The sequence below is a fragment of the Agrobacterium sp. NPDC089420 genome (genome assembly GCF_044900305.1).
Lineage (GTDB): Bacteria > Pseudomonadota > Alphaproteobacteria > Rhizobiales > Rhizobiaceae > Agrobacterium.
In genome coordinates this window covers 406,775-430,658 of record NZ_JBJDMY010000001.1, presented here as the reverse complement: position 1 = coordinate 430,658, position 23,884 = coordinate 406,775, and the positions used below count along the sequence as shown (strand labels likewise).

The window sequence follows — 23,884 nt, the reverse complement described above, 5'->3', positions numbered from 1 at the left end:
TCAATGCTCTAATTAATAAAGAGAAATGGTAAAGTTCGACTAAATCTGTCCTAACGCCATGGGAGATAAGTCGGAATCGGTGTCGTCGCTTGGCCGTCATGTTGGGGTCACCATCCAGGCCGTATTGTGTTTTCCGCACGACGCGGGAGATGCTGCATGCTTGAAATACTGGAACCGATCCCCGACCATGTAGCTCAGCGGATTTCACTGGGTATTGCGCGCAGCAATGAGGCCTGCGCCGTTCATCGAGAAAACTTCGCCATTGTCCTCGGCATGGACGATGAAGTCTTTGGTGGCGGTGTCACCGCGTCGGTTTCGTTTGCAGTCCTCTTTATCAACAATCTATGGGTTGCAGAAGCGCACCGCCGGTCCGGCGAGGGGCGAAGGCTAATGTTTGCGGCGGAGGATGAAGGCCGTAGGAGAGGTGCTAAAATTGCCTGTGTCGATACCCTCTCAAGTCAGGCTCCGGACTTCTACGCCAAGCTGGGTTATGAGGAGTTTGCACGGGTGTGCGGCGAAAACGGCGGCCAACCGCTTCATCGCATCTGGCTACAAAAGATTTTATAGTGACATGCCGTTTGCATTGAACCGGAGCCCACTATCATCCTGCGTAAATTTTGATCACTCGTCCGCAAAGGTTGCGTGCAGGAAGGGAATATTTTATTTATCACCATGCTGCCGTTGCGCAATTCGCGGGCAACGGCCAAGGTTCAGGTGAATTACAATGTCTTCGTCGGTTGTTGCAGGAACCGTTCCTTCCGGATCGGGGTCGTGGTTTTCGCATTTCAAGGCTACGCTTGTGCTGGGAATTCCGCTTATCGGCGCACAGCTCGCACAGCTTGGCATCCATACCACTGATATGGTCATCGTCGGCCAGCTGGGGGCTGAAAAGCTGGCGGCCATGGTGCTGGCCGGGCAGTTCTTCTTTGTCGTCTTCATTTTTGGTTCCGGATTTTCCGTGGCCGTCGTGCCGATGGTGGCGCAGGCTTACGGGCAGGGCGATGCGACGGCGGCCCGTCGTTCGCTGCGCATGGGCATGTGGGTGGCGATCGCCTATTGGCTGCTCGCCTTGCCGATCTTCTTTAATGCCGAACGTATTCTCATTGCCCTCGGGCAGAACCCGAATGTGGCGGCTCTGACCGGCCATTATCTCGCCATCGCCAAGTTCGGCCTTTTGCCGGCGCTGCTGTTTTATGTCCTGCGCGGGCTTGTCAGCGCCATCGGGCGGGCGGGCATCATTCTTTATGTCACCATCATCATGCTGTTGATGAATGGCGTGCTTGCCTATGCGCTGGTGTTCGGCCATTTCGGATTGCCGGCGATGGGCATGAACGGTGCGGCCGTCGTCGCCGTCATCGTCAATGCCTTCAGCTTCATCTTCATCGTCGCTTATGTGCAGACGCGGGAGGAAACGAGGAAATACGAGCTGTTCGTGCGCTTCTGGCGGCCGGACTGGCATGCGCTTTTCGAAGTGCTGCGCCTCGGCTTGCCGATCAGCATCACCATTCTCGCCGAAGTGACGTTGTTTGCCGCCGCCTCGATCCTGATGGGGCAGATCGGCACGGTGCAGCTTGCCGCCCACGGCATTGCCCTGCAGCTGGCCTCCATCGCCTTCATGATCCCGCTGGGTCTTTCCCAGGCGGCGACGGTTCGCGTGGGCGTGGCGCGGGGGCAGGGGGATTTCAAAAATCTCATCCGCGCCTCGATCATGATTTATGCCATTGCCTGCGGCATCGCCATTTGCGGCGGCATCCTGTTTGCGGCGGTCCCGGAATTTCTGGCGAAATGGTTCCTCGATCCGAAATTGCCGGAGGCTGCGGAAGTGCTTGCTTATGCCAGCAGCCTCGTGGTGATTGCCGGCATCTTCCAGCTGGTCGATGGCATTCAGGCCGTGACGGCGGGCCTGCTGCGCGGATTGAAGGATGCGCGCATTCCGGCGATGCTGGCGCTGATCTCCTATTGGCCGATCGGGCTGGCGCTTGCCTGGACCATGGCCTTTCCGCTCGGTTTTGGCGGGCGCGGCGTCTGGTTCGGTTTCGTGATCGGCCTTTCGACGGCGGCCGTTCTGCTGACCGTGCGTTTCGTCATTCTGGTGAAGCGCGAAATGCAAACGGCCCGCTGAAAAGCGGGCCGTGATCGTTCTGGCATGTAACTCTGTGTCGTCATCCTCGCCCTTGAGGCGAGGATCCATTCCACCAGGTCCCGATGGATCCTCGGGTCAAGCCCGAGGATGACGCGGAGTATGGGGATGGTCTATCAGCGCTCGGCGAGCGCTGCCTCGCCTTGTCTTTCGCGCAGCAGGTTGACGAAGCGGCGGAAGAGGTAGTGGCTGTCCTGCGGGCCGGGCGATGCTTCCGGGTGGTGCTGGACGGAGAAGACCGGCTTGCCGACGATGCGCAGGCCGCAATTGGTGCCGTCGAACAGCGAGATATGGGTCTCTTCGACGCCCTCGGGCAGCGATTTGGTATCGACCGCAAAACCGTGGTTCATCGAGACGATTTCCACCTTGCCGGTGGTGAAGTCCTTGACCGGGTGGTTGGCGCCGTGATGGCCCTGGTGCATCTTTTCGGTCTTTGCGCCGACGGCGAGGCCGAGCATCTGGTGGCCGAGGCAGATGCCGAAGATCGGCAGCTCGCTCTTGATGAGGTTCTGGATGACCGGCACGGCATAGTCGCCGGTCGCGGCCGGGTCTCCCGGACCGTTGGACAGGAACACGCCATCCGGCTTCAGCGCCAGAATGTCTTCCGCCGACGTTTGCGCCGGAACGACCGTGACCTTGCAGTCGAGACCGGCGAAGAGGCGCAGGATGTTGCGCTTGACGCCAAAATCCACGCAGACGACATGATATTTCGCATCGGCTTCACCGAGCGTGCCGTAACCCTTGTTCCAGACCCACGGCGTTTCAGCCCAGGTGGAGGACTGGCCGGAGGTGGCTTCGATGGCGAGATCGAGGCCGACGAGACCGCTCCAGGCCTTGGCTTCCGCCTTCAGCGCCTCGATGTCGAAGACGCCGTTCGGGTCGTGGGCGATCACCGCATTCGGCGCGCCGTTTTCGCGGATCCATGCCGTCAGCGCGCGGGTATCGATGCCGCAGAGACCGATGACGCCGCGCGCCTTCAGCCAGGCATCCAGATGCTTGGCTGCGCGGAAGTTCGAGGGGTCGGTGATGTCGGCCTTGAAGATGACGCCGACGGCGCCGCGGCGGGCGGCGGGTGTCAGGTCTTCGATGTCTTCCTCATTGGTGCCGACATTGCCGATATGCGGGAAGGTGAAGGTGACGATCTGGCCGAGATAGGAGGGGTCGGTGAGGATTTCCTCGTAACCCGTCAGCGCCGTGTTGAAGCAGACTTCGGCCTGAACCTTGCCGGTTGCGCCGATGCCGGTTCCCTCGATCACTGTGCCATCGGCAAGAACAAGCATTGCGGTCGGTTTGCGGGTAGTCCAGGGCGCTGTCGCGGTCATCTCGTTCCGTTTCTGCCGCTTCGCACCCCGCCTCTTGAAAGGCAGGGGGTAAGGGGCCATTTTTGTCGCAGGCTTCGTGACATAAAGGGGCGCGCGATAAAGCTCGCGTTCCGACCCTTCGTTAAAATCTCGTGCAGGTGCCGGAAAATAACGAAAGCAACCCAAGCGGTCAACCGCAGGCTCAAGATTTACGTGGATTTAAACCATCGTATATTCAAGACCTTATGCATTTGATTTGCTTGAGTGTGTCTGCTCGTTTATGTCGTTTCGCAAAATGAGGTGGAAAGTTTCCATATCGAGACGCTTTCCCAAGGAGAAGAAAAATGCTGCGCGACACGTTCGCTAACACTTTGAAAGACGCGCTGAAGGCTCGCGATGCACGCCGCACCTCGACCGTGCGCCTCATCCAGACGGCCATCAAGGACCGCGATATCGCCAATCGCGGCGTGGGCAAGGACCCCGTCAGCGACGAAGATATCATGCAGATCCTGACGAAGATGGTGAAGCAGCGGGAAGAATCCGCCACCATCTATGAAGGTGCCGGCCGTCCCGAGCTTGCCGCGCAGGAGCGCGAGGAAATCGTCATCATCAAGGAATTCATGCCGGAAGAAATTCCGGCCGAGAAGGTGCGCGAACTGTGTCAGGCCGTCATCGCCGAGACCGGCGCTTCCGGCCTGCGCGACATGGGCAAATGCATGAACGCGCTGAAAGAGCGTTATCCCGGCCAGATCGACTTCGCAAAGGCCTCCGGCGTCGTCAAGGATCTGCTGAAGTAATTGCTGTTCCGGAACGGTAAAGGCAGGGCAGATGTGGGCTGCCCTGCCTTTTTTCTGTCGACGAAAACGCATTCCGGCGGATCAAAATGCGGTCCTTCGCAGGCTTTTTTCGGGGGACGTGCCTGCGGGCGTCGGCAGATTGAGCGACTGTTTATTTCGCTTTCTATGACTATGTTTTTACACCCCGCCAACGGGCGGCTCAAATTACAAAAACATAATTTTTGGTGATGCTGCGCCGCCATAAATTTGCCTGAAGCGGGCGCAACCGGCGATTTGCCGTCTTCCACTCGTTCAAAAGCGCTGACGGCGTCTTTATGCCTGGCCGGACAACGTCCACCGCAGCATGTCAACCCTGCCGTTTTTTCTGTTCATGCACATAGTGGCGCAGGACCGCATTCATCCGGGTCTGATAACCTTTGCCGGTGGACTTGAAGAAGTCCACGACATCCTGATCAACCCGAATGGAAATGGATGTTTTGGCGGTGGGGAACACGACCTGGGCCTTCGACCAGTCGACATCCTCAAAGCCCGCCCAATCCGGATCGTCGCGCGTGGCACGGTCGATGTCCTCATCGGTCATGGCATCGACACGCGCCCAGTTAGTCCGATCCTCACCTTTGGCAATCTTCTCCCGGATTTCATCCAGGGAATATCTGACGATACGTTCTTCGCTCATTTTTCCTTGTCGCCCTCGCCGATATAATCCTGCAAACCTCTCCCCGCATCGTATAAACGATCGCGATGAGATCGTCTGTTTCCGGGCATATCGCCAGAATACGGCACTCCCCGTTTTGATCGGAGCGACTTTCCAGATGGGGTTGCGAAAGCGCCTTGGCTGCTCTCGGAAAGTCGATCCCGTGTTTCTCGATGTTAATCAGCCGCTTGCGCTCATCCCACTCAAAGGAGATGAACTCTTTCATCACGATGTCCATGAGTCACCCAAGACTGTTTCCAGTTTGCGGGCACTCATGCGCCACACTTGTATATTCATCTGTATATACACTGATGTCAATGCCGCCTGTGAATATCGGGTATTCTTTGCGGAGTGTTTTGTATTGCGGCTGTTATGCGCTTATATGAACGACTGGCCTCGAATAGGTAACCCATGCGCTTTTCCAATTCTTTCCTCGATGAGATACGCGACCGCGTGCACATCTCCGATGTGATCGGCCGGCGTGTGTCCTGGGACAAGAAAAAGACCAATACGTCGCGCGGGGATTATTGGGCCTGCTGTCCGTTCCATGGCGAGAAAAGCCCGAGCTTTCACTGCGAGGACCGCAAGGGGCGGTATCATTGCTTTGGCTGCGGCGTTTCTGGCGATCATTTCCGCTTTCTGACGGAGCTTGAGGGCTTAAGTTTCCCGGAGGCCGTGCAGCAGGTCGCCGACATGGCCGGCATCTCCATGCCGCAGCCCGATCCGCAGGCGGAAAAGCGGGAACGCGAGCGCACCTCGCTTCAGGACGTCATGGAAATGGCGACGCTGTTCTTTCAGGATCAGTTGCAGACGGCGCTCGGCGCGCGGGCGCGGGCCTATCTGCGGGATCGCGGGCTGACCGGACGCACCATCGAGACCTTCCGGCTGGGTTATGCGCCTGACAGCCGCAACGCGCTGAAGGAGCATCTGGCAAGCAAGGGTGTGTCCAAGGAACAGATGGAAGCCTGCGGGCTGGTGGTGCATGAAAACGTGCCGGTTTCCTATGACCGGTTCCGCGACCGCATCATGTTCCCGATCCTGTCGTCGCGGGAAAAGGTGATCGCCTTTGGCGGCCGCGCCATGGCGGCGGATGCGGTGGCGAAATATCTGAATTCCAACGAAACCGAGCTTTTTCACAAGGGCAACGTTCTTTACAATTTCGCCCGGGCGCGTCGCGCCTCGCAGGCGGCCGGCGGCTCTGTCATCGCCGTCGAAGGTTATATGGATGTCATCGCGCTCTATCAGGCGGGTGTCGAAAATGCCGTCGCGCCGCTTGGCACTGCGCTGACGGAAAGCCAGCTCGATCTCCTCTGGAAGATGTCGCCGCAGCCGATCCTCTGCTTCGATGGCGATGGCGCAGGTATTCGCGCCGCCAACCGCGCGGCCGATCTTGCCCTGCCGCATATCAAGCCGGATCGCTCCGTCAGCTTCGCGCTTTTGCCTGACGGCAAGGATCCGGACGATCTCGTGCGGCTGGACGGGCGCGCGCCTTTCGACCGGGTGCTTGCGGAAGCCAAGCCGCTTGCGGCGATGATCTGGAGCCGCGAGACCTCCGGCGTCACCTTCGATACGCCGGAAAAACGCGCGCAGCTTGAAAGCCGGCTGCGGCAGATCGTTGCCGTGATCGGCGACGAGACGGTGCGACGATTTTACCAGCAGGATATGCGCGACAGGCTGAACGGCTTTTTCCAGCCACGTTTTCAGCAAAGCGGATCGCAGGGCGGCAATTTCCGCCGCAATGGCGGGCAGCCGGCGGGTCGCGGTTTTCAGCGCAATGCGCCGGGGCGGGGCGGGGTTATGGCCGCGCCGGCCAGCAGCATTTCGGACCGGCTGGTGCAATCGGGCCTTGTCCGGGGCTATCAGACCAAACCGTCGCTTCGGGAAAGCGTTCTCGCCATCACCATCGTCAACCACCCCGAATTGCTGCTCGAGGAATATGACGAGATCGCCGCCATCGATTACGAGAACCGCGATTTGCAGCGCCTATGGTCGACGGTGCTGACCTATGCGGCGGAAAATGCGGCCGAGATATCGCGGACAGGACTGATCGAGCGGCTGTCCCAGCACGGTTTCGAGGCGCTGCTGAAGACCATGGACCAGCAGATACGCAATGCCCGCCTGTGGACCGCGACCGGCGAGGCCGCGATGGAGGATGCGCGGGAAGGCTATGTGCAGGCGCTTTCCCTGCACAAGAGGACAAAGTCCCTGCTCTGGCAGAAAAAGGAACTCGAGCGGGAAATTGCCGAAGCGACGGACGATGAGCGTGGCACGCTTCTGGTGCGGGCGCTGGCGGAAGTGCAGCTGGAAATCGGCCGTATGGAAAATCAGGAGGCGATTATCGATGGTTTCGGGGTCATGTCCGGCCGGGTGAAGGGGCCGGCAGTCGGCCATGGCTGAGGCCCTCGACGAGAATTGAAAGGCATGTGGGGTTGCCTTTTGCGGCAGGCGTCCTAAATAGGGGATAGTCTGGTGATAACCCGCAAAATGCGGCTCTTTTTAAGAATTTCCGTGGCTGTCTCGCTCTCAAAGGCTTGACGGGGCGGGAAATAGCGGGAATCACCATTTCAGGAAAAGTAAGGTGGAATGGGCCTTGGCGGATAGAAATTGCATGAGCAAGCATTTCCGGGTGCACTGTCTTTGCATTCTGCCTGAGGCTGCCGTGGTTAATCGGCAATTAAAGATCACTCCGTTAGGTGTCTGACAGTGATTCGCGGCAAGGCGCCGGATGCTCAACGGGCGGACGGCGATGCGGCGGAACAGGTGTTAGCGTCAGGGAAAGCGACGAGATAGATGGCAACCAAAGTCAAAGAAAACGAAGAAGCAGAAAACGAACGCGACGGTGCGACGGACGGCCCGCTTCTCGACCTTTCGGATGACGCGGTCAAGAAAATGATCAAGGCCGCCAAGAAGCGCGGCTATGTGACGATGGACGAGCTGAATTCCGTCCTGCCGTCCGAAGAGGTGACGTCCGAGCAGATCGAAGACACGATGGCGATGCTGTCCGATATGGGCATCAACGTGATCGAGGACGAGGACGCCGAGGAGGCTGCCGCCAGCGAGGATGACAGCGATTCCGACGGCGACGATTCCGAGGGCGGCGAACTTGCCCCTTCCGGCGGCACCGCGCTTGCGACCGCCAAGAAGAAGGAGCCGACCGACCGGACAGACGACCCCGTGCGCATGTATCTGCGCGAAATGGGGTCCGTCGAGCTTCTGTCGCGCGAAGGCGAAATCGCCATTGCCAAGCGCATCGAGGCCGGCCGCGAAACGATGATTTCGGGCCTGTGCGAAAGCCCGCTGACCTTCCAGGCGCTGATCATCTGGCGCGACGAGCTGAACGAAGGCACGACGCTGCTGCGTGAGATCATCGATCTCGAAACCACCTATTCCGGACCGGAAGCCAAGGCTGCCCCGCAATTCCAGAGCCCGGAAAAGATCGAGGCCGACCGCAAGGCCGCCGAAGAGAAGGAAAAGACCCGCAAGCTGCGTGCGCCGACCGGTGACGAGGATGTCACCGATGTAGGCGGCGACGGCCTGCCGCCGGAAGAGGAAGAAGAGGACGACGACGAGTCCAATCTTTCGCTGGCGGCCATGGAAGCCGAACTGCGCCCGCAGGTCATGGAAACGCTCGACACCATTGCCGACACCTACAAGAAGCTGCGCAAGCTTCAGGACCAGCAGGTGGAAGCGCGTCTCGCCTGCACCGGCACGCTGTCCTCCGGCCAGGAGCGCCGTTACAAGGAATTGAAGGATCAGCTGATCACGGCCGTCAAGTCGCTGTCGCTGAACCAGAACCGTATCGACAGCCTCGTCGAGCAGCTCTACGATATTTCGAAGCGCCTGATGCAGAATGAAGGCCGGTTGCTGCGCCTTGCCGAATCCTATGGCGTCAAGCGCGACAGCTTCCTCGAGCAGTATCACGGCGCGGAACTCGATCCGAACTGGATGAAGTCGATTGCCAATCTGGCCGCCCGCGGCTGGAAGGAATTCGCCCGCGAGGAAAGCAACACGATCCGCGAAATCCGTCAGGAAATCCAGAACCTCTCCACGGAAACCGGCATTTCCATCGCCGAATTCCGCCGCATCGTCTCGATGGTGCAGAAGGGCGAGCGCGAAGCGCGTATCGCCAAGAAGGAGATGGTCGAGGCCAACCTGCGTCTCGTGATCTCGATCGCGAAGAAATACACCAACCGTGGTCTGCAGTTCCTCGATCTCATTCAGGAAGGCAATATCGGCCTGATGAAGGCGGTCGACAAGTTCGAATATCGCCGCGGTTACAAGTTCTCGACCTATGCGACCTGGTGGATCCGGCAGGCGATCACCCGTTCGATCGCCGACCAGGCCCGCACGATCCGTATTCCGGTGCATATGATCGAAACGATCAACAAGATCGTTCGCACCTCGCGCCAGATGCTGCACGAGATCGGCCGCGAGCCGACTCCGGAAGAGCTGGCCGAAAAGCTCGCCATGCCGCTTGAAAAGGTGCGCAAGGTCCTGAAGATCGCCAAGGAGCCGATCTCGCTCGAAACCCCCGTGGGTGACGAAGAGGATTCGCATCTCGGCGATTTCATCGAGGACAAGAACGCGCTGTTGCCGATCGACGCCGCCATCCAGGCGAACCTGCGCGAGACGACCACACGTGTGCTGGCGTCGCTGACGCCGCGTGAAGAGCGCGTTTTGCGCATGCGCTTCGGCATCGGCATGAACACCGACCATACGCTGGAAGAAGTCGGCCAGCAGTTCTCGGTCACGCGCGAACGTATCCGCCAGATCGAGGCAAAGGCGCTGCGCAAGCTGAAGCATCCCAGCCGCTCGAGAAAGCTCAGAAGCTTCCTCGACAGCTAAGCTGTTTGTTCGTTTAAAATTGAACCCGGTCAGTCCGCGCTGGCCGGGTTTTTTGTTTCCGGCACTGGCGAACTCTGCGACAAGCCTTATGTGTGAAAACAAAGCACTGCGCTTTTACGGGAAATGCTCGGGTTCGATGAGATGCAACAGGTTTCGGCAGGCAGATGGCGGCGGGGAGGATGGGCTGTGCCCGTCTCCGTGCTGCTGCATCTTGTCGTCGTCGGGCTGTTCTTCTTCGAATTGCCGGAACGTATAGCCGAACCGCAGGAGCCGGAAAGCATCAGCGTCGATCTGGTGCCGCCGCCCGAGGAGAAAAAGGCGGAGGAAGGAAAGCCGCCCGCTGCGGAGGAGGCGAAGGAGGAAAAGCCGCAACCTCCACCGCCACCGTCCACTCCTCCGGTGGAAGACGCAAAACCCCTGCCGCCGCAGGCCACGCTGCCCGCCATCGCCATGCGACCGGAGGAAAAGCAGGCGGACCCCGAGGACAAGCCGGGGAAGATGGAAGAGGCGGAAAAGAGCGAAGCTCCGGGACAGCCTCAAGCTCAGCCTGAAAAAACGACGGAGGAAAAGCCTGCGCCGGCCGCCGCCAATAGCGACCTCCAGGCTTCCGCCGATCAGGGGGAAATTGCGGTTTCACCCGTCAAGGAAAAGGCGGAGCCGGAACAGGCGCCCGTGCCGCAAGCAAAACCAATGGAGGAAAAGCCTGCTGAAGTGGCGGAAGCAAAGCCTGCCAAACTTCCGGCCGCCAAAAGCCTATTGTCTTCGGCGCTGCTTTCTTCTGCCCAGAGACGCCAGATGTTCGGTGATCTACCGCCGCGCCGTCGTGTCGTGCAGCTTTGCAGCACGGAAGCCCTAGCCCAAATTCAGAGCGCGGGATTTGCCGCCAGAGGCATGATACCCTTTTCGGACACCGGTGGCAGAATCTCCGGAAATTCGATTGATGCTTCCGGCGGCGCATTCAACACGGGCAATGGCTGGCACGACGTATCGTTCCAGTGTGAGGTCGATCTCGACAATTATGCCGTGACCGAATTCAGGATCAAAATCGGGAACGCCATAGCGCCGGAAGAGGCGAAAAAACGGGGTTTCACACGATTCCAATGAGCGATTGTCGCGCTCTGGCGTCGCCGGTGGGAGCTTTCAACCTTTGCTGCGTCATCCTCGGTTGAACCCGAGTAAGAAACAGGAGCCTTGGGAAGGCAGATGGAGAAAGTTTCCCAGCTTCGCCCGCGACTTTACACCCGCTCCTTGTCCCCCACCAAAATCCCGATGCCTGCCATCAGCGCATCCTCGTCATAGGGCTTCCTGATGACAGGCACGGCGCCGAATTCGTCCGGGACCATGCTGCCATCGGCATAACCGGTGGCGAAAAGGAAAGGGATGCCGCGGCGGTGAAGTTCCCGTGCGACGGGGATCGAGGTGTCGGAGCCGAGATTGATATCGAGGATGGCCACATCCGGCACATAGTTCTTGAGTTTTTCGATCGCCATGGCCGAGGACGTGGCCGTTTCGATTATCCTGATGCCATTGTCCTCCAGCATGTTCTCGACATCCATGGCGATCAGCATCTGGTCTTCGACAAGCAATATCTTCAACGGTTCCTCCCGGTTGTATCGTTTTGCCTGCGGTATGGCTTCCTCCTCCGCCTTTACGGCGGATGTCGACACGGCCGATGAGATGTGGCGGGAGGGAAGGAGGATCTCCGCTTCCAGCCCGTCGGGCAGATAGCGCAGCGTGCTGCGCCCGCCAAGATCATAGGGAATGCTGCGGCTGATGAGCGCCGTGCCGAAACCGGCGCGTGATGGCGTCGGCAGCTTGGCAGGCAGGATTTCGCGCCAGCCGATTTCGCAATCGCGATTTTCATTGACGTTCCAACGCACGTGCAATTGCCCGCCGGTCTGGGAAAGCGCGCCATACTTTGCCGCGTTGGTCGCCAGCTCATGCAGAACCAGCGCCATGACGGAGAAGGCGCGTGAATCGAGCGTCACCTGAGGGCCTTCAAGCTTCACCACCGTTTCCGGCGAGCGATGCGGCGACAATTCGGCGTCCAGAAGATCACGCAGCGCGCCGCCGCCCTCGCCGCGAATGATCTGGTCGTGGGCAAAGGACAGGGCCTGAATGCGGCCTTTCAATGCGGTGACATATTCCTGCAGGGTCTTGCCTTCCTGCGAGGGATTGCCGACCAGCGATTTGATGATGGCGAGAACGTTCTTGACGCGGTGGTTGAGTTCCTCGTTCAGCATGCGCTGGCGCACTTCGGCGCGCTCTCTTTCACCGGCCATCAGTTCGCTGTGGTGGAACGCCACCTCAACCAGCGCAATTCTGGCCGCTTCGGCAATTTCCCTGTCGGCTTCCGACCAGGGCTGTGCCTGCAGACGAACGGTTTCCTTCCAGATCGCAAAGCTCTTGCGCGGGGTGAGACGGTCGCCGAGCGGGCCGGTCTCATAGGATTTTTCCGGATTGCCGGCCCAGTTCAGGTTCTGCACGATTTCCTTGCGGAAAAACAGGAGATAGTCGTTCTTGACCTGGGACAGTGGAATGGCGAGCATGCCGGCCGCGGTGCCGGCGTAGATCTCCGCTTCCGGTATGGCCTGCGAAAGGGCATGGGTGGCCCAGACCTTTCCTTCCGAAGCCGAGGCGACGAAACGCGCCAGCCGTGGAATGGCGTCATGCGGCGGCGTTGCCCCATGGCTGTGCCAATTGTCTCCGACCCAGAGGCCGACGCCGTCGCAGGGCATGAGATCGGCAAAATCCTGGAAGCTGTCGATCAGCAGTTCCTCGATGTTGGCATGATGGGCGGCAAGCCGCAGGAAGCGGTCGAGGGCGGCATGGGCCTGATTGACGGTATCGAGCCGGCGTTTCTGCTTGAGAACCTGCAAATGCATGGAGAAAAATTCCCCGAACATTTCAGCGGCGATCCTGACCGGCATCGTCAGGATGCGCGGGGAATAATGGTGACAGGCGATCAGCCCCCACAGGGCGCCATCGACAATCACCGAAATCGACATCGACGCGGCGACCCCCATGTTGCGAAGATATTCGCAATGGATGGGCGAGACGCTGCGCAGATGCGCGAAGGACAGATCGAGCGGTTCGCCGGAAGCATCGAGGGCAGGCAGCACGGGAACACGCGCGCCGCTGGCATCGGAGATGATGCGCAGCGTATTGCGCAGATAGAGCGCACGGGCCTGCTGGGGGATGTCGCTGGCCGGGAAATATTGCCCGAGAAAACTTTCCAGCTCCGGCTGCTTTGCTTCCGACACGACCTTGCCGGCACCGTCCTCCTCGAAACGGTAGATCATGACCCGGTCGTAGCCCAAGGTCGCCTTTATCAGCCGGGTCGTTCTTGAAATCAGGCTTTCGACGCTGTCCGCCTCGCGGATGCGGTCCACCATCTTGCGCGCGGTGCCAAGCGGCTGCGTTTCGCTTCGCGACGGTTCGAATTCGATGATCGTGGTGGATTTGTAGCGGTGGAGCGAAATATCAACCTTGCGGCCATCGCGCATTTCCATGCCGGGCAGCATGGCCGGGCGCATGGTCCGGCCGGTCACGGTCAGGGCATTGCGCAGGTCGTGGACGAGATCCTTGCCGAGCACGTCTTCGGCCGTCCTGCCGTTGATGTCACCTTCGATGCCCAGCAGGTCGCCGCAGTTCTGCGAATGCCTGAGGACCATGCGCATGGCATTATCGCAGGCGATGAGACAGCCATGCGGTTGGACATAACCTGGGATGTGGATGGGTTCGCGATCGCAATTGGTCAGGTCGACGTTATAGTCAGTGGATGCCATGAATCAGTCTTTCGCACCCTGTGCCTGTCCTGCGCTGAAAATATTCTGTTTGTCGGGGGACGGGAAAACCTGAATAATTCATTCTGAGATTGCCAATCCTTCCCCGTTTTTTGCAACCGGGACGCCGGTTTTTCCGTTTGCTTGTTATGGGCCGCCGTCACGTTATTGTCTTATCTCTACCGTCATCGGATAGAATTTGACACGATGTAACGATCGCTGCGCCGATTTTGTTCCGGATTATCTGAAAGAAAAACTGTGCCGCAGAAAAAAATAATCATCGCCACAAACGGGCAGGGGCTTTACGAATTCACCTCCGAAGCAGCGGGCTTCGTGAGGCAGGCGGGCGTGGAGGAGGGCCTGCTCACGGTCTTTGTCCGTCACACATCCTGCTCCCTGCTTATCCAGGAGAATGCCGATCCGGATGTGCGCCGCGATCTCATGACGTTTTTCTCCCGTCTTGTGCCGCCCTCCGACGACGCCTCGATGCGCTGGGTCATGCACACGCTCGAAGGCCCTGACGATATGCCTGCCCACATCAAGTCGGCGCTGACGACGGTTTCGCTCGGCGTGCCGATCGGCGACGGCAGGCTTGCGCTCGGCACGTGGCAGGGGCTTTATCTGTTCGAGCATCGCGACCGGCCGCACCGCCGCGAAATCGTGCTGCATATATCGGCCTGATCGTCCGTCAGGGACGGGGGCTTGCCGTTAATATCCATGAACCTCTGCTGAACATGCGGTTCGGTCGGTGTTCAGGCGGGCGGGAATAGGGTTTCGTCAATCGCCGGGGATAGTCCCTGCCGGCGAAGAAACAAACGGAGTGAGTTCATGTTCAACACCTTCGCAAAAGCCGGCCTGGCTGCCCTCATCGCTCTCGGTGGAATTTCCGCCACCGCCGTCACCGCTTCCGCCGGCTCGGATGTTCAGTTCAGGGTGCAGGTTCAGGATGGATACGGCCATGACAGGGGCCGCGGCTGGGGACGTCCGGATCGTCCGCGTTTCGGTTGTTCGCCGCAATTTGCGGAAGAAAAGGCAAGCCGCATGGGTCTGCGCCGCGCCCGCGTGGTGGATGTGTCGCCGCGCCGCGTCGTGGTTGCCGGCTTCGACCGCCACGGTCGCGACCGCATCGTCTTCGCCAATGAGCGCGGCTGCCCTGTCATCCGCCGCTAAAGCGGACAATAGTCGATCCGGTGACGTCCCCGTCCGCCGGATGGTAAAATGCCCCTCGCCCGTCAGCAAAGACAGGCGGGGGGCATTTCATTTTTTGCCTTGAACGCCGGCGGCGAAAAAACCGCGGAAGAGGGTGAAGGCGGCACGGAGGCGCCGCCTTCTGCCGGACCCTATTGGTCGAGAGCGAAGGTGACGTTGACCACCACGCTATAGCTGTTTTCACCCGAAGCGATCGGAACGCTGTCGGCTTCCTTCATCATCGCGGCGCGCACCATGCCCTGCGGCGCCGGCATCGGCCGCTGCATGTTCTCGCTGATCTGGATGACGCGGCCGAGCTTCACGCCGGCTGCTTCGGTGAGCGTCTTCGCCTTGGCGATCGCATCGGCGACGGCCTGCTTGCGGGCCTCGGTCACCGTGGCTTCGGGCTTGTCATTGGTGAAGCTGATATCGCCACCCTGATTGATGCCGAGCTTGACGGACGTATCGAGGATCGCCCCGAGCTTCTTCAGGTCGCGCACCCGCACGGTCAGGCCGTTGGAGACCTGATAGCCGGTGATCTCGGGCGCGACATAAACACCGTCCTTGGGTTCATAATGCTTGTAGAGCGGCTGGACCGAGAAATTGCTGGTCTGCAGGTCGCGGTCTTCGATGGCAGCTTCTTTCAGCGCCTTGAGAACATCGGCGAGCGCCTTGGAGTTTTCCGTAAGCGCTGCGGCCGCCGTTTCCGCCTGTTTGACGACGCTGAAGGACAGGATCGCCATATCGGGCGCGATGGCCGCCTGGCCTTCACCGGAAACACTGATGGTGGCTTCACGCGGGGTGGCTTCCTGTGCCAGCGCCTGGCCGGAGAGCGGCATCATGGCTGCTGCGCTCATTGCGGTGAGCGCGAAAAGGCGGGCCTTTTTTGTCGTCATGGTGTTTCCTCGTTGATTGTGTCCCTTTGAAGGGTATTGCCTTAGATTGTGTAGCTAATACGGCGAGGCTGCTTTGCGAAAGCATCAATGGCTTGTCGGGCTCAAAAAATTACGTTAGAGCGTGACCCACCGGATTCGAACCATTGCGAAGCCGGGATTTCGGAGCAGCTGTTCCGAGAAGGGCCTGTAGCTCAATGGTTAGAGCCGGCGGCTCATAACCGCTTGGTTGGGAGTTCGAGTCTCTCCGGGCCCACCATTTTTGTTCATCGCCACATCAACCCGGACTGTCGTCACACAAGTCTGGACTCATCGCCACATAAGTCAGGATTCTAAATACTTGGGTCTGCATTCCCTATGGAATCGAGGTCCTAGATAACGCTTAGTCGCTTTTTAGTGGGGTGCGATGCAGGGCCACCCATTTTGACAGAGGAAATGGCGGCAGCTTACGAGCGAGAACTAACAAAAGCCTCCCATCGCAAAGCAAAAATAATCTGGCGCGCTTTTTCGATCCTGAATTACCGCCGCATCTCTTTAACCGTTGGCAAAACATCGCTGTAAACCGCCCCTGTAATAACACTTCTATAGTACGACTTTCCTGGGTCATTGCCACCGAGGGAGACGATATCAACCGGGGCCATAGTATCTTCCTTGATGCGAAAGCCTCCCTCTATTTTGGAGCTTTTAATAAACGGTTTCAGCTTCCTCCCAGTCATACCTGTGTACAATTGAAGACACTGGCGTTCTCAGTGCCATGTTCCGTTTCAGTCGACACCAAAGTGTGCTCTGAGGGCCATGAACCAAGCGGTCGTTGCCCCTACGTAACGTGGGTCGATACGTTCTACCAACGTCAGGGCAGTATGGTCGCACATGACCAGCAATGTGGATTGAACTGGTCGTATGAGGATGCTATCACTCAACGCAACAACTCTGGGTATATTTCGTCTACGTTGAGAGGGAAGCATGAGCGATAGGTCGCGCGTTGACACGACTAGCGCCGAAGACAAGTCAATTGGGTTTGACTACCAGTATTACTACTTCTTGAATGAACTTTTGAATATCAAAAGCGGTCAGGTCGTCGGATTGGAAGTACTGGACGATGTCCACATCGAACTCCCTGATGGCACCCAGTTGCTCGTTCAGCTGAAGCACACCGTTCAAACCAACGCCGCCGGCCTTCCTAAGAACCTCACCACCACTGACGGAGATTTGTGGAAGTCCCTTTCCAATTGGGCAAAGGTGATATCCGACCCCGCTGAGGCACGGGGAGACGTCCCGTCGCAGCTAATTTTCCTCAACAAGACCAGCTTCGTCCTGGCCTCTAACAAGTCCGATAGCCAGACGAACGCGCTTCTTTCGTCTATCGCGGCATTGAAGGCAGGCGACAAGGATCATGCTGGCCTAGTCGCCGATATGGGTGCAATTAAACTCGGAAGCGCCGACAGCACAATCCGGGGCTACATCACCGACGTGCTTGCGCTCGACCCTTCTGTATCGGAGAAATTCTTCGAGCGGCTGTCGTTTTCTCTGGGCCTCGACGCAATTATCGCTCGCTGTAAGACGTCAATCGCTGAAAAGCAAATCGAGGTAACAAGAATCGATGACGTATTCCGTGATGTCGATTCGGAACTTCGGTCCGACGTGTTTCAAACCGTGAAGGCCCGACAGAAAATCACGATCAGTTTTGACGAATTCAATCGGCGGTATCGGAGGTTTTTCGATCGAGTGCGGAGTGAGAGACTTGTCATCAGGAAGTTTCCTGCCCCTATGCCAAGCAAGCTGCTAGATCAGACGTTCATCAGACAATTGCTAGATATCAATGACATTTCGCAGGAACGCATCGATTTCCTGACAAAATTCACGACCAAACGTTTGCAATTTCGCAACAACGTCGACCAGTGGACGCAGGATGGGGATATCACCCAATCCGACATTGACGACCTCGAAGAGGAAGCCGAAACGCTTTGGGAGAGCAAATTCCTCGCAGCCTATCCAAACGAGCATTCATCTTCCGACGAGACGGCGTCCGCCAGAGAGATTGTTGCCGACTTGCGGCAGAAGAAACTCACGCTCGCTTCCGTCGAGCTACCGATCTCCGTCAGCAATGGTGGTTTCTACGATCTGTCTGACCGACCGATAATCGGTTGGCTGAGCGATTGGAAAGATCGATACAATTGAAGTATAGCGCATTTTACAACAACCTCGGCATAAACGCCTTCGCGATCTCGTCGGTCCTGAACAAGGCCGTTTTCCTATCGCAGGCCCAGATCGCGTTGATCCTCCCGGTAGTCGCTCACGGTCAAATGGTGAGGCAGTTGGCTCACGCCAAATTTCGGGTTGTCAGCTTCGAACAGTACCTCATCGATAACATTGGGTTCTTCTCGAATTTCAATGACCGTTACACTGCGTCCATCACTGCTACCGTCAACTCGCTCCAGTTTTTGATTGAACTTGGCGTCATCCAATTGAAGGACGACGGTGCGGTCATCTTGTCTGAACTGGCGTTCAACAAGGCCATGGGTAAACGCGCTGAGCGGATAAACCGTGCCTCGACCAACATTGCGGCACTGGTATCCGGGAGCGCCGAAATCTTCTACCTCAATGCGAGGATCGACCTTTGAAATTTTATATCGACAGCCTCCACCTGTGGCTTAGCAACGGGCAGACACGGTCGCTGACCTTTCTCCCGAACAAGGTGAACATCATCACTGGTGACAGTCACACGGGCAAGACAGCGATTCTCGACATTGTCGACTACTGCCTCTTTGCCAGCGAACACAGTATATCGGAAAGCATCATCAACGAGAATGTGCACTGGTACGGCTTGCGTATCCAAGTGAACGACAAATTTTATACGCTTGCGCGACGCTCTCCCACCGGCACAAACGTTTCGCAGGAGTATTTTTTTTCTGCTGTCGGTGATGTTCCCAACGTGCCCACTGCCAACATCCAGGAAGGTAGCCTAAAAAAGCTCCTGAGCGCGGATTTCGGCATTGACCAAGATGTGAAAATCCCCTTCGGCGGCGACGTTTTACGCGCCGGGTCCCGGATTTCCCTGCGATACTTCCTGCTTTTCAACACGATCTCGCAGAACATAATCCAGCATAGCGACCAGTTTTTCGACAAGCAGAACAAGGCCCGTTACCGAGAAGCCTTACCTCGGATATTCGACATCGCTGTCGGAATTGACACCGTTGAAAATATCTTAAAGCGAGAAAAGCAGGCGGAGCTGGAAAGACGTCTCAGCAGGCTTGAGAAACTTTCAGCCAAAACGCAGGAGAAGCGGGAGGAGTTTCACTCGCAGCTGACAGATACCCTTACACAAGCCCAAGCATATGGCCTTGTGCCGGAGGGGCTGGATGATGGAGCGTTTCTCGATGCGCTGAAACGGATGGTGGCTGAGCAGCAAGGCCCGTCCGACGCGAACGTTGCGACGAGACATGATGAGATTTCATCCGAATTGTACCAGATTTCTCGGAAGATCAGGGGCCTCAAGCGATTCACCTCGGAGTACGCGAGCCACAAGGCCAATCTCTCGACAACTGCAGACAGTCTGAAGCCAATCGATTACCTACTGGCGAACTACGAGGAAACCGTACGGACATCTGTCTTCGAAGATATCGTCAGAAACCTGTCCGACGGGCTCAGTCAGATCAAGTCGGCGACCGCGAAAATGACGCCGCTGGACAGCAATGTCGCAGAACTCGTAAAGAGCCTCGAAGCGGATCGACAGAAGCTACAGGGCGAGCTCGAATCACTCCCGTCTGAAGCCGATAGCTTTGAGACCAATAAAGAAAAATACATTTTCGTCGGTGAAACAAAAGCAAAGCTGGAGCTGTTCACCAATACCGAAAAAGGAGAAATTACTGATTACAGTTCAGAGATCGCTACACTGGAAAACCAGATCGCTGATCTAACTGTCCCGCCGGCGAATGAGCGACAGGAGCAATTTACTAAGGTTTTGGATGAGACTATCCAAGACTACATCGCTCTAACCAAGGTTGCCCTTGGCAACTACGGCGAATATCGTTCGGCTTTCAGCTACTCGGAGAAAAAACCCCATCTGCGGAAGCCCAAGTCTTCCCTGGTCGAGAATGTCGGTAGCAGCTCGAACCACATGTTCCTCCATCTCTTCATGTTTCTGGGACTTCATGACGTGATCATGCGCAACGAGGGCATCCATGTTGCTCCGTTCCTAATCATCGATCAATTTTCGCGCCCGTACTGGGGCGATGACGGTGTCCAGCAGGAAATCAACCAAAGCGACGCGACCAAAGTGAAGCTCGCCTTGAAGCTCCTCAATCAGTTCATCACCACGGCGACGGATATGGGCAAGGAGTTCCAGATCATTCTTTTCGAGCACATCAACCCTCCGTATTGGGAAGGGCTCAAAAATGTTCATCTCGTCGAAACCTTCCGGGACGGGAATGCCTTAATTCCAGGAGTGACGGGGGAATAGCTCTACCTGTCCGTTGGAGGATTAAGCGTATTCACCATTTTGATTGCATGCGTGATAAATAACCGCTCTAGGCTTTAAGCAAAAAACGACAGAGGACTGGCATATGTGGCTATTCACTCCGCCATCTTCTCCGCATGCGACGTCACAAGCATCGCAATCAGATGCACGGTATTTCGGGCACCATACCTGATCTTCAAACGTTCAATACGGTGCTCTACCGTTCGCGGTGATACGCCGAGCGTTTCCGCGATTTCCTTGGCCGTCGCGCCTTCTATCAGCAATTGAACTATGGCTTCGTCGGCGACATCCAGCTTCTCGTGTTGTTGAGGCGGGCTCAGCAGGAACTGGGCGTAGGACGATGAGATGACCCATTGCGGCCTCCTCGTGTTTTTCTGCGGTATCAGAATGCGATCATAACCGAGGTTCACACCGAATAGCCGTGTTTTCACCAGTTCCATGAATGGCTGCTGCGATTCCATGACCTGGCGAAGTCTCGGAATGACCGCGTCCTCCATGTATTTCTGGTCTTTGAAATCCTCGACATAACAGTCGGCGAAAATCTTGTTGATGTTCAGAATACGAGACGTGAAGCCTGAATGCCTGATGGCTTTCATGTGCCATTTCTTGGGATTGTCGCTTGTTACCGTAAACAACGTCAGCCGCATCTTTATCGAAAGATGGCCGAGGATGTCGTTGTAGACCGTCTGGGGTTTGGCGGCATCTTCAGGGCTAGTCTGCAGCCAGTTGTCTATCATCGTGCGCGTAACCGCACTGAACGGTGTCTCTTTTGCCATTGTCGAAAATATGAAATCCAGCAATTGATGTCTGCCAATAGTAGGATTCCAGGGTCTGGCACAGGGTATTTTTACCCTGTGCCATCAGGCTGTTGTTGACGATGCGCCGTAAAACGAGGTCCTGAATTCCACGGCAGGGTAAATTCCCCCTCCGAAATTCTCCCACAGGTAAGACAGTTCTCCGATTGTCAGCCACGGGGCGATTTCGGCCCCATCGTATTATCTACATAGGGGCTGGCTTTGACACATACTCATGAAAACCCGATTCCGTCCGCAGGCAGGAACAAAGTTGCACTTTCGGCAGTCTTGGCGGCGCTCTCGGTCGCCGCGATCGCGCTGCCGATCATCAATATCAAGGCAATGGGTTTCAGTGGTGGCCTGACGCTTGTTTCGCCGCATCTTCTCGGCGGCATTGCATATCTCCTGCCGCTCGTATTTCTGGCCAGACTTGCCGCGCGGTTTGCGCCTCAGGCGCAGCCCTATGTTCGCATCGTCGAAATCGTCGGATTGGTCATCGTTGGAGGAATTGTACTCTACGCCATCGTGACGTTGCTGAATGGCATGAACGAGATGAATAACGCGAACAGGCAGATGACGCAGATGCTCGGCTCTGCGAATGCCCGGCAGTTCTCGTCGATGGGTGGCCTCTCCGTAGCAAGCGGCGCATTCGCACTCAGCCTGCTCTTGGTCGGCAGTGCATGGCAGGTCTGGTCCGGACGCAGCCGCTGATTTCACTGGCCGGAAGCTCTCAGTTCATAAAAATCCCGGAGACTCAATTGAAAATTTCCATCATCTCGGCCGTATTACTTTGCACGGCAACCGCAACGGCACAGGCTGCGGAATTCGACATCAACGGCATGAAACTGGGCATAAACGCCGATCAGGTTCTCGCCCGGTATCAGGCGCTACGTCCCGAAGGACAACACCTCTTCACGAAATGGAGCCTTCCTGACGGCTCGGAATGGGTCGCCAACGGCCGAACGCTTTACAATGATCTGGCAAATCCCGATGACATGGAACACGAGCGTTACGAATTTGCGTTCACGGGACTGGGAAGCGGCAACAAGTTGTTCGCTACGCGCCGAAAATTACAATTCAAACCGTCAGCGCGGCCTTCTACGGAATCCGTCTACGCCGCTGCCGTGAAGAAATATGGCGAGCCGTCATATCTGAGCAACGACGGCACCAGCGTTTGGGCCGCGTGGAAGTTCAGCTCCGTTGGTGCCCATGCAGAGAAACTCGATTCCTCGCTGGACTGCATCACGAAGAGCGACTTCCCTGTGGGGCTGGACGAGCACACCGTCGGAAAGGCCAAGAAAGCGATGGATGTCTGCGGCCTTTACATCGAGTTTTCGGTCAAAGGCAACCAGACGGGCCTCGCGACGGGGCTCGATATGGCCATGATCAATTATCTCGACCTGGCTCAGGATTTCGATACCGACAATCAAGATGCGAGGAAGAGGATCGACGCGGCCAAGACAAAAAACACGAGCAAGGCGGCTCCCGCTCCGGAACTCTAGCGGCAAGCGATGGATCGGCAGACAGGCGCGGATCGAGTGGTTCCGTGTTTTCCGCTTACTCGAAGAACGACCGTAGGACATGACATAAATGAGGTTCTATTTCATGAAACCGCTTGTTGCGACATCCATGGCATTGGCTTTCGTTACCGCATCGGCGAGCACCGTATCGGCGGCAGCCAGCCGCGAGGAATTCCATGGGCGCTGGTCGCGCGACTGCGGCGATGGCCAAACTTGTCATCTTGATATCGATGACATGAAATCGAAGACGAAAGTGGAGATCACCTTTTCCATGGAAGGAAAAGGCATTGCGTGTAGCTGGTCGGTCGATGCGATCTTTGACAAAGGGTTCGGTGGCCCTGTGGCGCGAGACCCTAACGGCAATTACTATTTCTATCTGACGCGGCAAGAAGACGGCCGCCTCTATTCATCCGGCACGATGTTGCCGAATTGCGGTCCCCAACCGACCGATCAGTATTTTACCCCCGACGCGCAAACCTTGGTCGATAACCGTGAAATTTTCGATCACAACGGATCGGCAATGATCGTGTCACCCAGTAAGGGCACCATCATCTATCGCGATCCCAAGAAATCGATCGCTGACACCGTCAAGTCAGGTACTTTGCTCTTCAAAGCCAACGCGCCTTGGGACCCGTACAATGATAGTGCCGTGATCCGCGGAACCGCTTATGTCTTCAAGAATGGCTGCGATCCCGCCCCATATAGGGTTTCTGGACACCAGGAAGGATGGCATACCCTTGTTTTAAAAGGGGCGACCCCTGTGCGGGAGAAAAGCGGGTGTAGAATTGTCGACTACAAGGAAACTGGAAACTCCACACTCAAGTTCAGTAGTTGGGGCGACTGATCTGTTGCAAGATGGAGGTAACACGTTCCCATGGTCAGCAGTGGAACTATCGATTTTACGCCGGCACGCAGGTAAACCGTTCAGATGATTGATTCTCGCAGCCCAAACCACTTCTATGAAACGCTTTTTCAAATCGTCGAACAAAAAGCCGCCGTCAAGTTCGATCCAGAGACCTTGACCGCTATCATCGGCTTCGAGGTCGGAGGGCCAATCGCCCTCCGCACTGCCGCACAAAACAAGATTTGCGTCACAAGCGAACTCGCGATGTATCCGGAACAAATGATCAGCGCGGAAGGCCTGCAGCGCTACGAGCTTATGACTGACGGTCATTTCGAGCTGGACATCGCGCGGACGCTTTTGACTGCCGTGGGTGCCATGTCGCTCTCGACGACGCTTGGTGACGGCCATACGATTGATGTGTCAGCGGTTACCGACGGCGAAGGCCCCTCGACTGTTGTACTGAGCCTTTATGCGAAGATTGAGTTTGAGGGCAGCAGCTACGGCATCTACCGTCTGTCGCCAGCCACGTGATTGCATCTACCATGAACTGCCCTTGGCTGGCTCGGGCATCCACGATCGCAACGTACTGTTTGTCGGAGGTAGGCG

Annotated in this window: 21 protein-coding genes and 1 tRNA gene; 16 read left to right on the top strand and 6 right to left on the bottom strand. The window is 57.2% G+C overall.

The features are described 5' to 3' along the window. Positions 1 to 156: 156 nt before the first annotated feature. Positions 157 to 567: a GNAT family N-acetyltransferase gene (locus ACI2KA_RS02120; RefSeq protein WP_404498770.1), complete on the top strand. Its 411-nt coding sequence runs from the start codon at positions 157 to 159 to the stop codon at positions 565 to 567. 157 nt (positions 568 to 724) lie between these two features. Beyond that, positions 725 to 2,122: an MATE family efflux transporter gene (locus ACI2KA_RS02115; protein WP_404498768.1), complete on the top strand. Its 1,398-nt coding sequence runs from the start codon at positions 725 to 727 to the stop codon at positions 2,120 to 2,122. 134 nt (positions 2,123 to 2,256) lie between these two features. Here the strand turns inward: ACI2KA_RS02115 and carA are convergent, their stop codons facing one another. Beyond that, positions 2,257 to 3,462, bottom strand: a complete 1,206-nt coding sequence (carA, locus tag ACI2KA_RS02110; protein ID WP_404498766.1) for a glutamine-hydrolyzing carbamoyl-phosphate synthase small subunit — start codon at positions 3,460 to 3,462, stop codon at positions 2,257 to 2,259. Positions 3,463 to 3,785: 323 nt separating this feature from the next. Here carA and ACI2KA_RS02105 point away from each other — a divergent pair, with 323 nt between their 5' ends. After that, positions 3,786 to 4,238, top strand: coding sequence for a GatB/YqeY domain-containing protein (locus tag ACI2KA_RS02105; RefSeq protein WP_404498764.1), 453 nt, complete (start codon positions 3,786 to 3,788; stop codon positions 4,236 to 4,238). A gap of 346 nt (positions 4,239 to 4,584) precedes the next feature. Here the strand turns inward: ACI2KA_RS02105 and ACI2KA_RS02100 are convergent, their stop codons facing one another. Both ACI2KA_RS02100 and ACI2KA_RS02095 read right to left on the bottom strand, forming a co-directional pair. Next, positions 4,585 to 4,914 (bottom strand): BrnA antitoxin family protein, encoded by a 330-nt coding sequence (locus ACI2KA_RS02100; protein ID WP_404498763.1) that lies wholly within the window; start codon positions 4,912 to 4,914, stop codon positions 4,585 to 4,587. Continuing rightward, positions 4,877 to 5,170, bottom strand: a complete 294-nt coding sequence (locus ACI2KA_RS02095) for a BrnT family toxin (protein ID WP_404498761.1) — start codon at positions 5,168 to 5,170, stop codon at positions 4,877 to 4,879. The genes ACI2KA_RS02100 and ACI2KA_RS02095 overlap by 38 nt, the downstream gene beginning before the upstream one ends. Positions 5,171 to 5,343: 173 nt before the next feature. On the opposite strand from ACI2KA_RS02095, the gene dnaG reads away from it, so the two are divergent. From dnaG to ACI2KA_RS02080, 3 genes are all read left to right on the top strand, one after another. After that, positions 5,344 to 7,329: a DNA primase gene (dnaG, locus tag ACI2KA_RS02090; RefSeq protein WP_404498760.1), complete on the top strand. Its 1,986-nt coding sequence runs from the start codon at positions 5,344 to 5,346 to the stop codon at positions 7,327 to 7,329. Positions 7,330 to 7,722: 393 nt separating this feature from the next. Then, positions 7,723 to 9,777 carry an RNA polymerase sigma factor RpoD gene (gene rpoD, locus ACI2KA_RS02085; protein ID WP_404498758.1) on the top strand — a complete coding sequence of 685 codons (2,055 nt, stop codon included), beginning with the start codon at positions 7,723 to 7,725 and terminating at the stop codon, positions 9,775 to 9,777. A 186-nt stretch (positions 9,778 to 9,963) separates the two neighbouring features. Further along, positions 9,964 to 10,881: a DUF930 domain-containing protein gene (locus ACI2KA_RS02080; protein WP_404498756.1), complete on the top strand. Its 918-nt coding sequence runs from the start codon at positions 9,964 to 9,966 to the stop codon at positions 10,879 to 10,881. Positions 10,882 to 11,012: 131 nt separating this feature from the next. Here ACI2KA_RS02080 and ACI2KA_RS02075 read toward each other — a convergent pair whose 3' ends face one another. Beyond that, entirely contained in the window at positions 11,013 to 13,565 is a 2,553-nt protein-coding gene (locus tag ACI2KA_RS02075; protein ID WP_404498754.1) for an HWE histidine kinase domain-containing protein, read from the bottom strand. A 255-nt stretch (positions 13,566 to 13,820) separates the two neighbouring features. On the opposite strand from ACI2KA_RS02075, the gene ACI2KA_RS02070 reads away from it, so the two are divergent. Then, positions 13,821 to 14,243: a secondary thiamine-phosphate synthase enzyme YjbQ gene (locus ACI2KA_RS02070; protein ID WP_404498752.1), complete on the top strand. Its 423-nt coding sequence runs from the start codon at positions 13,821 to 13,823 to the stop codon at positions 14,241 to 14,243. A gap of 147 nt (positions 14,244 to 14,390) precedes the next feature. After that, positions 14,391 to 14,732, top strand: coding sequence for a hypothetical protein (locus ACI2KA_RS02065; protein WP_404498750.1), 342 nt, complete (start codon positions 14,391 to 14,393; stop codon positions 14,730 to 14,732). Positions 14,733 to 14,902: 170 nt separating this feature from the next. Here the strand turns inward: ACI2KA_RS02065 and ACI2KA_RS02060 are convergent, their stop codons facing one another. After that, complete coding sequence (locus ACI2KA_RS02060) at positions 14,903 to 15,646, bottom strand: SIMPL domain-containing protein (RefSeq protein ID WP_404498748.1); 744 nt, start codon at positions 15,644 to 15,646, stop codon at positions 14,903 to 14,905. Between the two features lie 180 nt (positions 15,647 to 15,826). Here ACI2KA_RS02060 and ACI2KA_RS02055 point away from each other — a divergent pair. From ACI2KA_RS02055 to ACI2KA_RS02040, 4 genes are all read left to right on the top strand, one after another. Then, a tRNA-Ile gene (locus ACI2KA_RS02055) sits at positions 15,827 to 15,902 on the top strand. 704 nt (positions 15,903 to 16,606) lie between these two features. Next, complete coding sequence (locus ACI2KA_RS02050) at positions 16,607 to 17,821, top strand: hypothetical protein (RefSeq protein ID WP_404498746.1); 1,215 nt, start codon at positions 16,607 to 16,609, stop codon at positions 17,819 to 17,821. After that, the gene (locus ACI2KA_RS02045; RefSeq protein ID WP_404498744.1) at positions 17,818 to 18,264 is read left to right on the top strand and encodes a three component ABC system middle component; all 447 of its coding nucleotides are present in this window, start codon (positions 17,818 to 17,820) and stop codon (positions 18,262 to 18,264) included. The genes ACI2KA_RS02050 and ACI2KA_RS02045 overlap by 4 nt, the downstream gene beginning before the upstream one ends. Beyond that, on the top strand, positions 18,261 to 20,102 hold the full coding sequence (locus ACI2KA_RS02040; RefSeq protein WP_404498742.1) for a DUF3732 domain-containing protein: 1,842 nt from the start codon (positions 18,261 to 18,263) through the stop codon (positions 20,100 to 20,102). Before ACI2KA_RS02045 ends, ACI2KA_RS02040 begins: the two co-directional genes overlap by 4 nt. A 113-nt stretch (positions 20,103 to 20,215) precedes the next feature. Here ACI2KA_RS02040 and ACI2KA_RS02035 read toward each other — a convergent pair whose 3' ends face one another. Next, a complete protein-coding gene (locus ACI2KA_RS02035; protein ID WP_404498740.1) occupies positions 20,216 to 20,896 on the bottom strand; it encodes a helix-turn-helix transcriptional regulator in 681 nt (226 codons plus the stop codon). Positions 20,897 to 21,136: 240 nt separating this feature from the next. On the opposite strand from ACI2KA_RS02035, the gene ACI2KA_RS02030 reads away from it, so the two are divergent. From ACI2KA_RS02030 to ACI2KA_RS02015, 4 genes are all read left to right on the top strand, one after another. Further along, a complete protein-coding gene (locus ACI2KA_RS02030; RefSeq protein ID WP_404498738.1) occupies positions 21,137 to 21,625 on the top strand; it encodes a hypothetical protein in 489 nt (162 codons plus the stop codon). Next, a complete protein-coding gene (locus tag ACI2KA_RS02025) occupies positions 21,595 to 22,416 on the top strand; it encodes a hypothetical protein (protein WP_404498736.1) in 822 nt (273 codons plus the stop codon). The genes ACI2KA_RS02030 and ACI2KA_RS02025 overlap by 31 nt, the downstream gene beginning before the upstream one ends. A 103-nt stretch (positions 22,417 to 22,519) precedes the next feature. After that, positions 22,520 to 23,278, top strand: coding sequence for a hypothetical protein (locus tag ACI2KA_RS02020; RefSeq protein ID WP_404498734.1), 759 nt, complete (start codon positions 22,520 to 22,522; stop codon positions 23,276 to 23,278). An 84-nt stretch (positions 23,279 to 23,362) separates the two neighbouring features. Beyond that, entirely contained in the window at positions 23,363 to 23,809 is a 447-nt protein-coding gene (locus ACI2KA_RS02015) for a hypothetical protein (RefSeq protein WP_404498732.1), read from the top strand. Positions 23,810 to 23,884 lie beyond the last annotated feature (75 nt).

Coding starts and splice junctions, on each gene's coding strand:
- ACI2KA_RS02120 (WP_404498770.1), top strand. CDS start 157: ATGCTTGAAATACTGGAACCGATCCCCGACCATGTAGCTCAGCGGATT.
- ACI2KA_RS02115 (WP_404498768.1), top strand. CDS start 725: ATGTCTTCGTCGGTTGTTGCAGGAACCGTTCCTTCCGGATCGGGGTCG.
- carA (WP_404498766.1), bottom strand. CDS start 3,462: ATGACCGCGACAGCGCCCTGGACTACCCGCAAACCGACCGCAATGCTT.
- ACI2KA_RS02105 (WP_404498764.1), top strand. CDS start 3,786: ATGCTGCGCGACACGTTCGCTAACACTTTGAAAGACGCGCTGAAGGCT.
- ACI2KA_RS02100 (WP_404498763.1), bottom strand. CDS start 4,914: ATGAGCGAAGAACGTATCGTCAGATATTCCCTGGATGAAATCCGGGAG.
- ACI2KA_RS02095 (WP_404498761.1), bottom strand. CDS start 5,170: ATGGACATCGTGATGAAAGAGTTCATCTCCTTTGAGTGGGATGAGCGC.
- dnaG (WP_404498760.1), top strand. CDS start 5,344: ATGCGCTTTTCCAATTCTTTCCTCGATGAGATACGCGACCGCGTGCAC.
- rpoD (WP_404498758.1), top strand. CDS start 7,723: ATGGCAACCAAAGTCAAAGAAAACGAAGAAGCAGAAAACGAACGCGAC.
- ACI2KA_RS02075 (WP_404498754.1), bottom strand. CDS start 13,565: ATGGCATCCACTGACTATAACGTCGACCTGACCAATTGCGATCGCGAA.
- ACI2KA_RS02065 (WP_404498750.1), top strand. CDS start 14,391: ATGTTCAACACCTTCGCAAAAGCCGGCCTGGCTGCCCTCATCGCTCTC.
- ACI2KA_RS02060 (WP_404498748.1), bottom strand. CDS start 15,646: ATGACGACAAAAAAGGCCCGCCTTTTCGCGCTCACCGCAATGAGCGCA.
- ACI2KA_RS02050 (WP_404498746.1), top strand. CDS start 16,607: ATGAGCGATAGGTCGCGCGTTGACACGACTAGCGCCGAAGACAAGTCA.
- ACI2KA_RS02035 (WP_404498740.1), bottom strand. CDS start 20,896: ATGGCAAAAGAGACACCGTTCAGTGCGGTTACGCGCACGATGATAGAC.
- ACI2KA_RS02025 (WP_404498736.1), top strand. CDS start 21,595: ATGGCAGGTCTGGTCCGGACGCAGCCGCTGATTTCACTGGCCGGAAGC.
- ACI2KA_RS02020 (WP_404498734.1), top strand. CDS start 22,520: ATGAAACCGCTTGTTGCGACATCCATGGCATTGGCTTTCGTTACCGCA.
- ACI2KA_RS02015 (WP_404498732.1), top strand. CDS start 23,363: ATGATTGATTCTCGCAGCCCAAACCACTTCTATGAAACGCTTTTTCAA.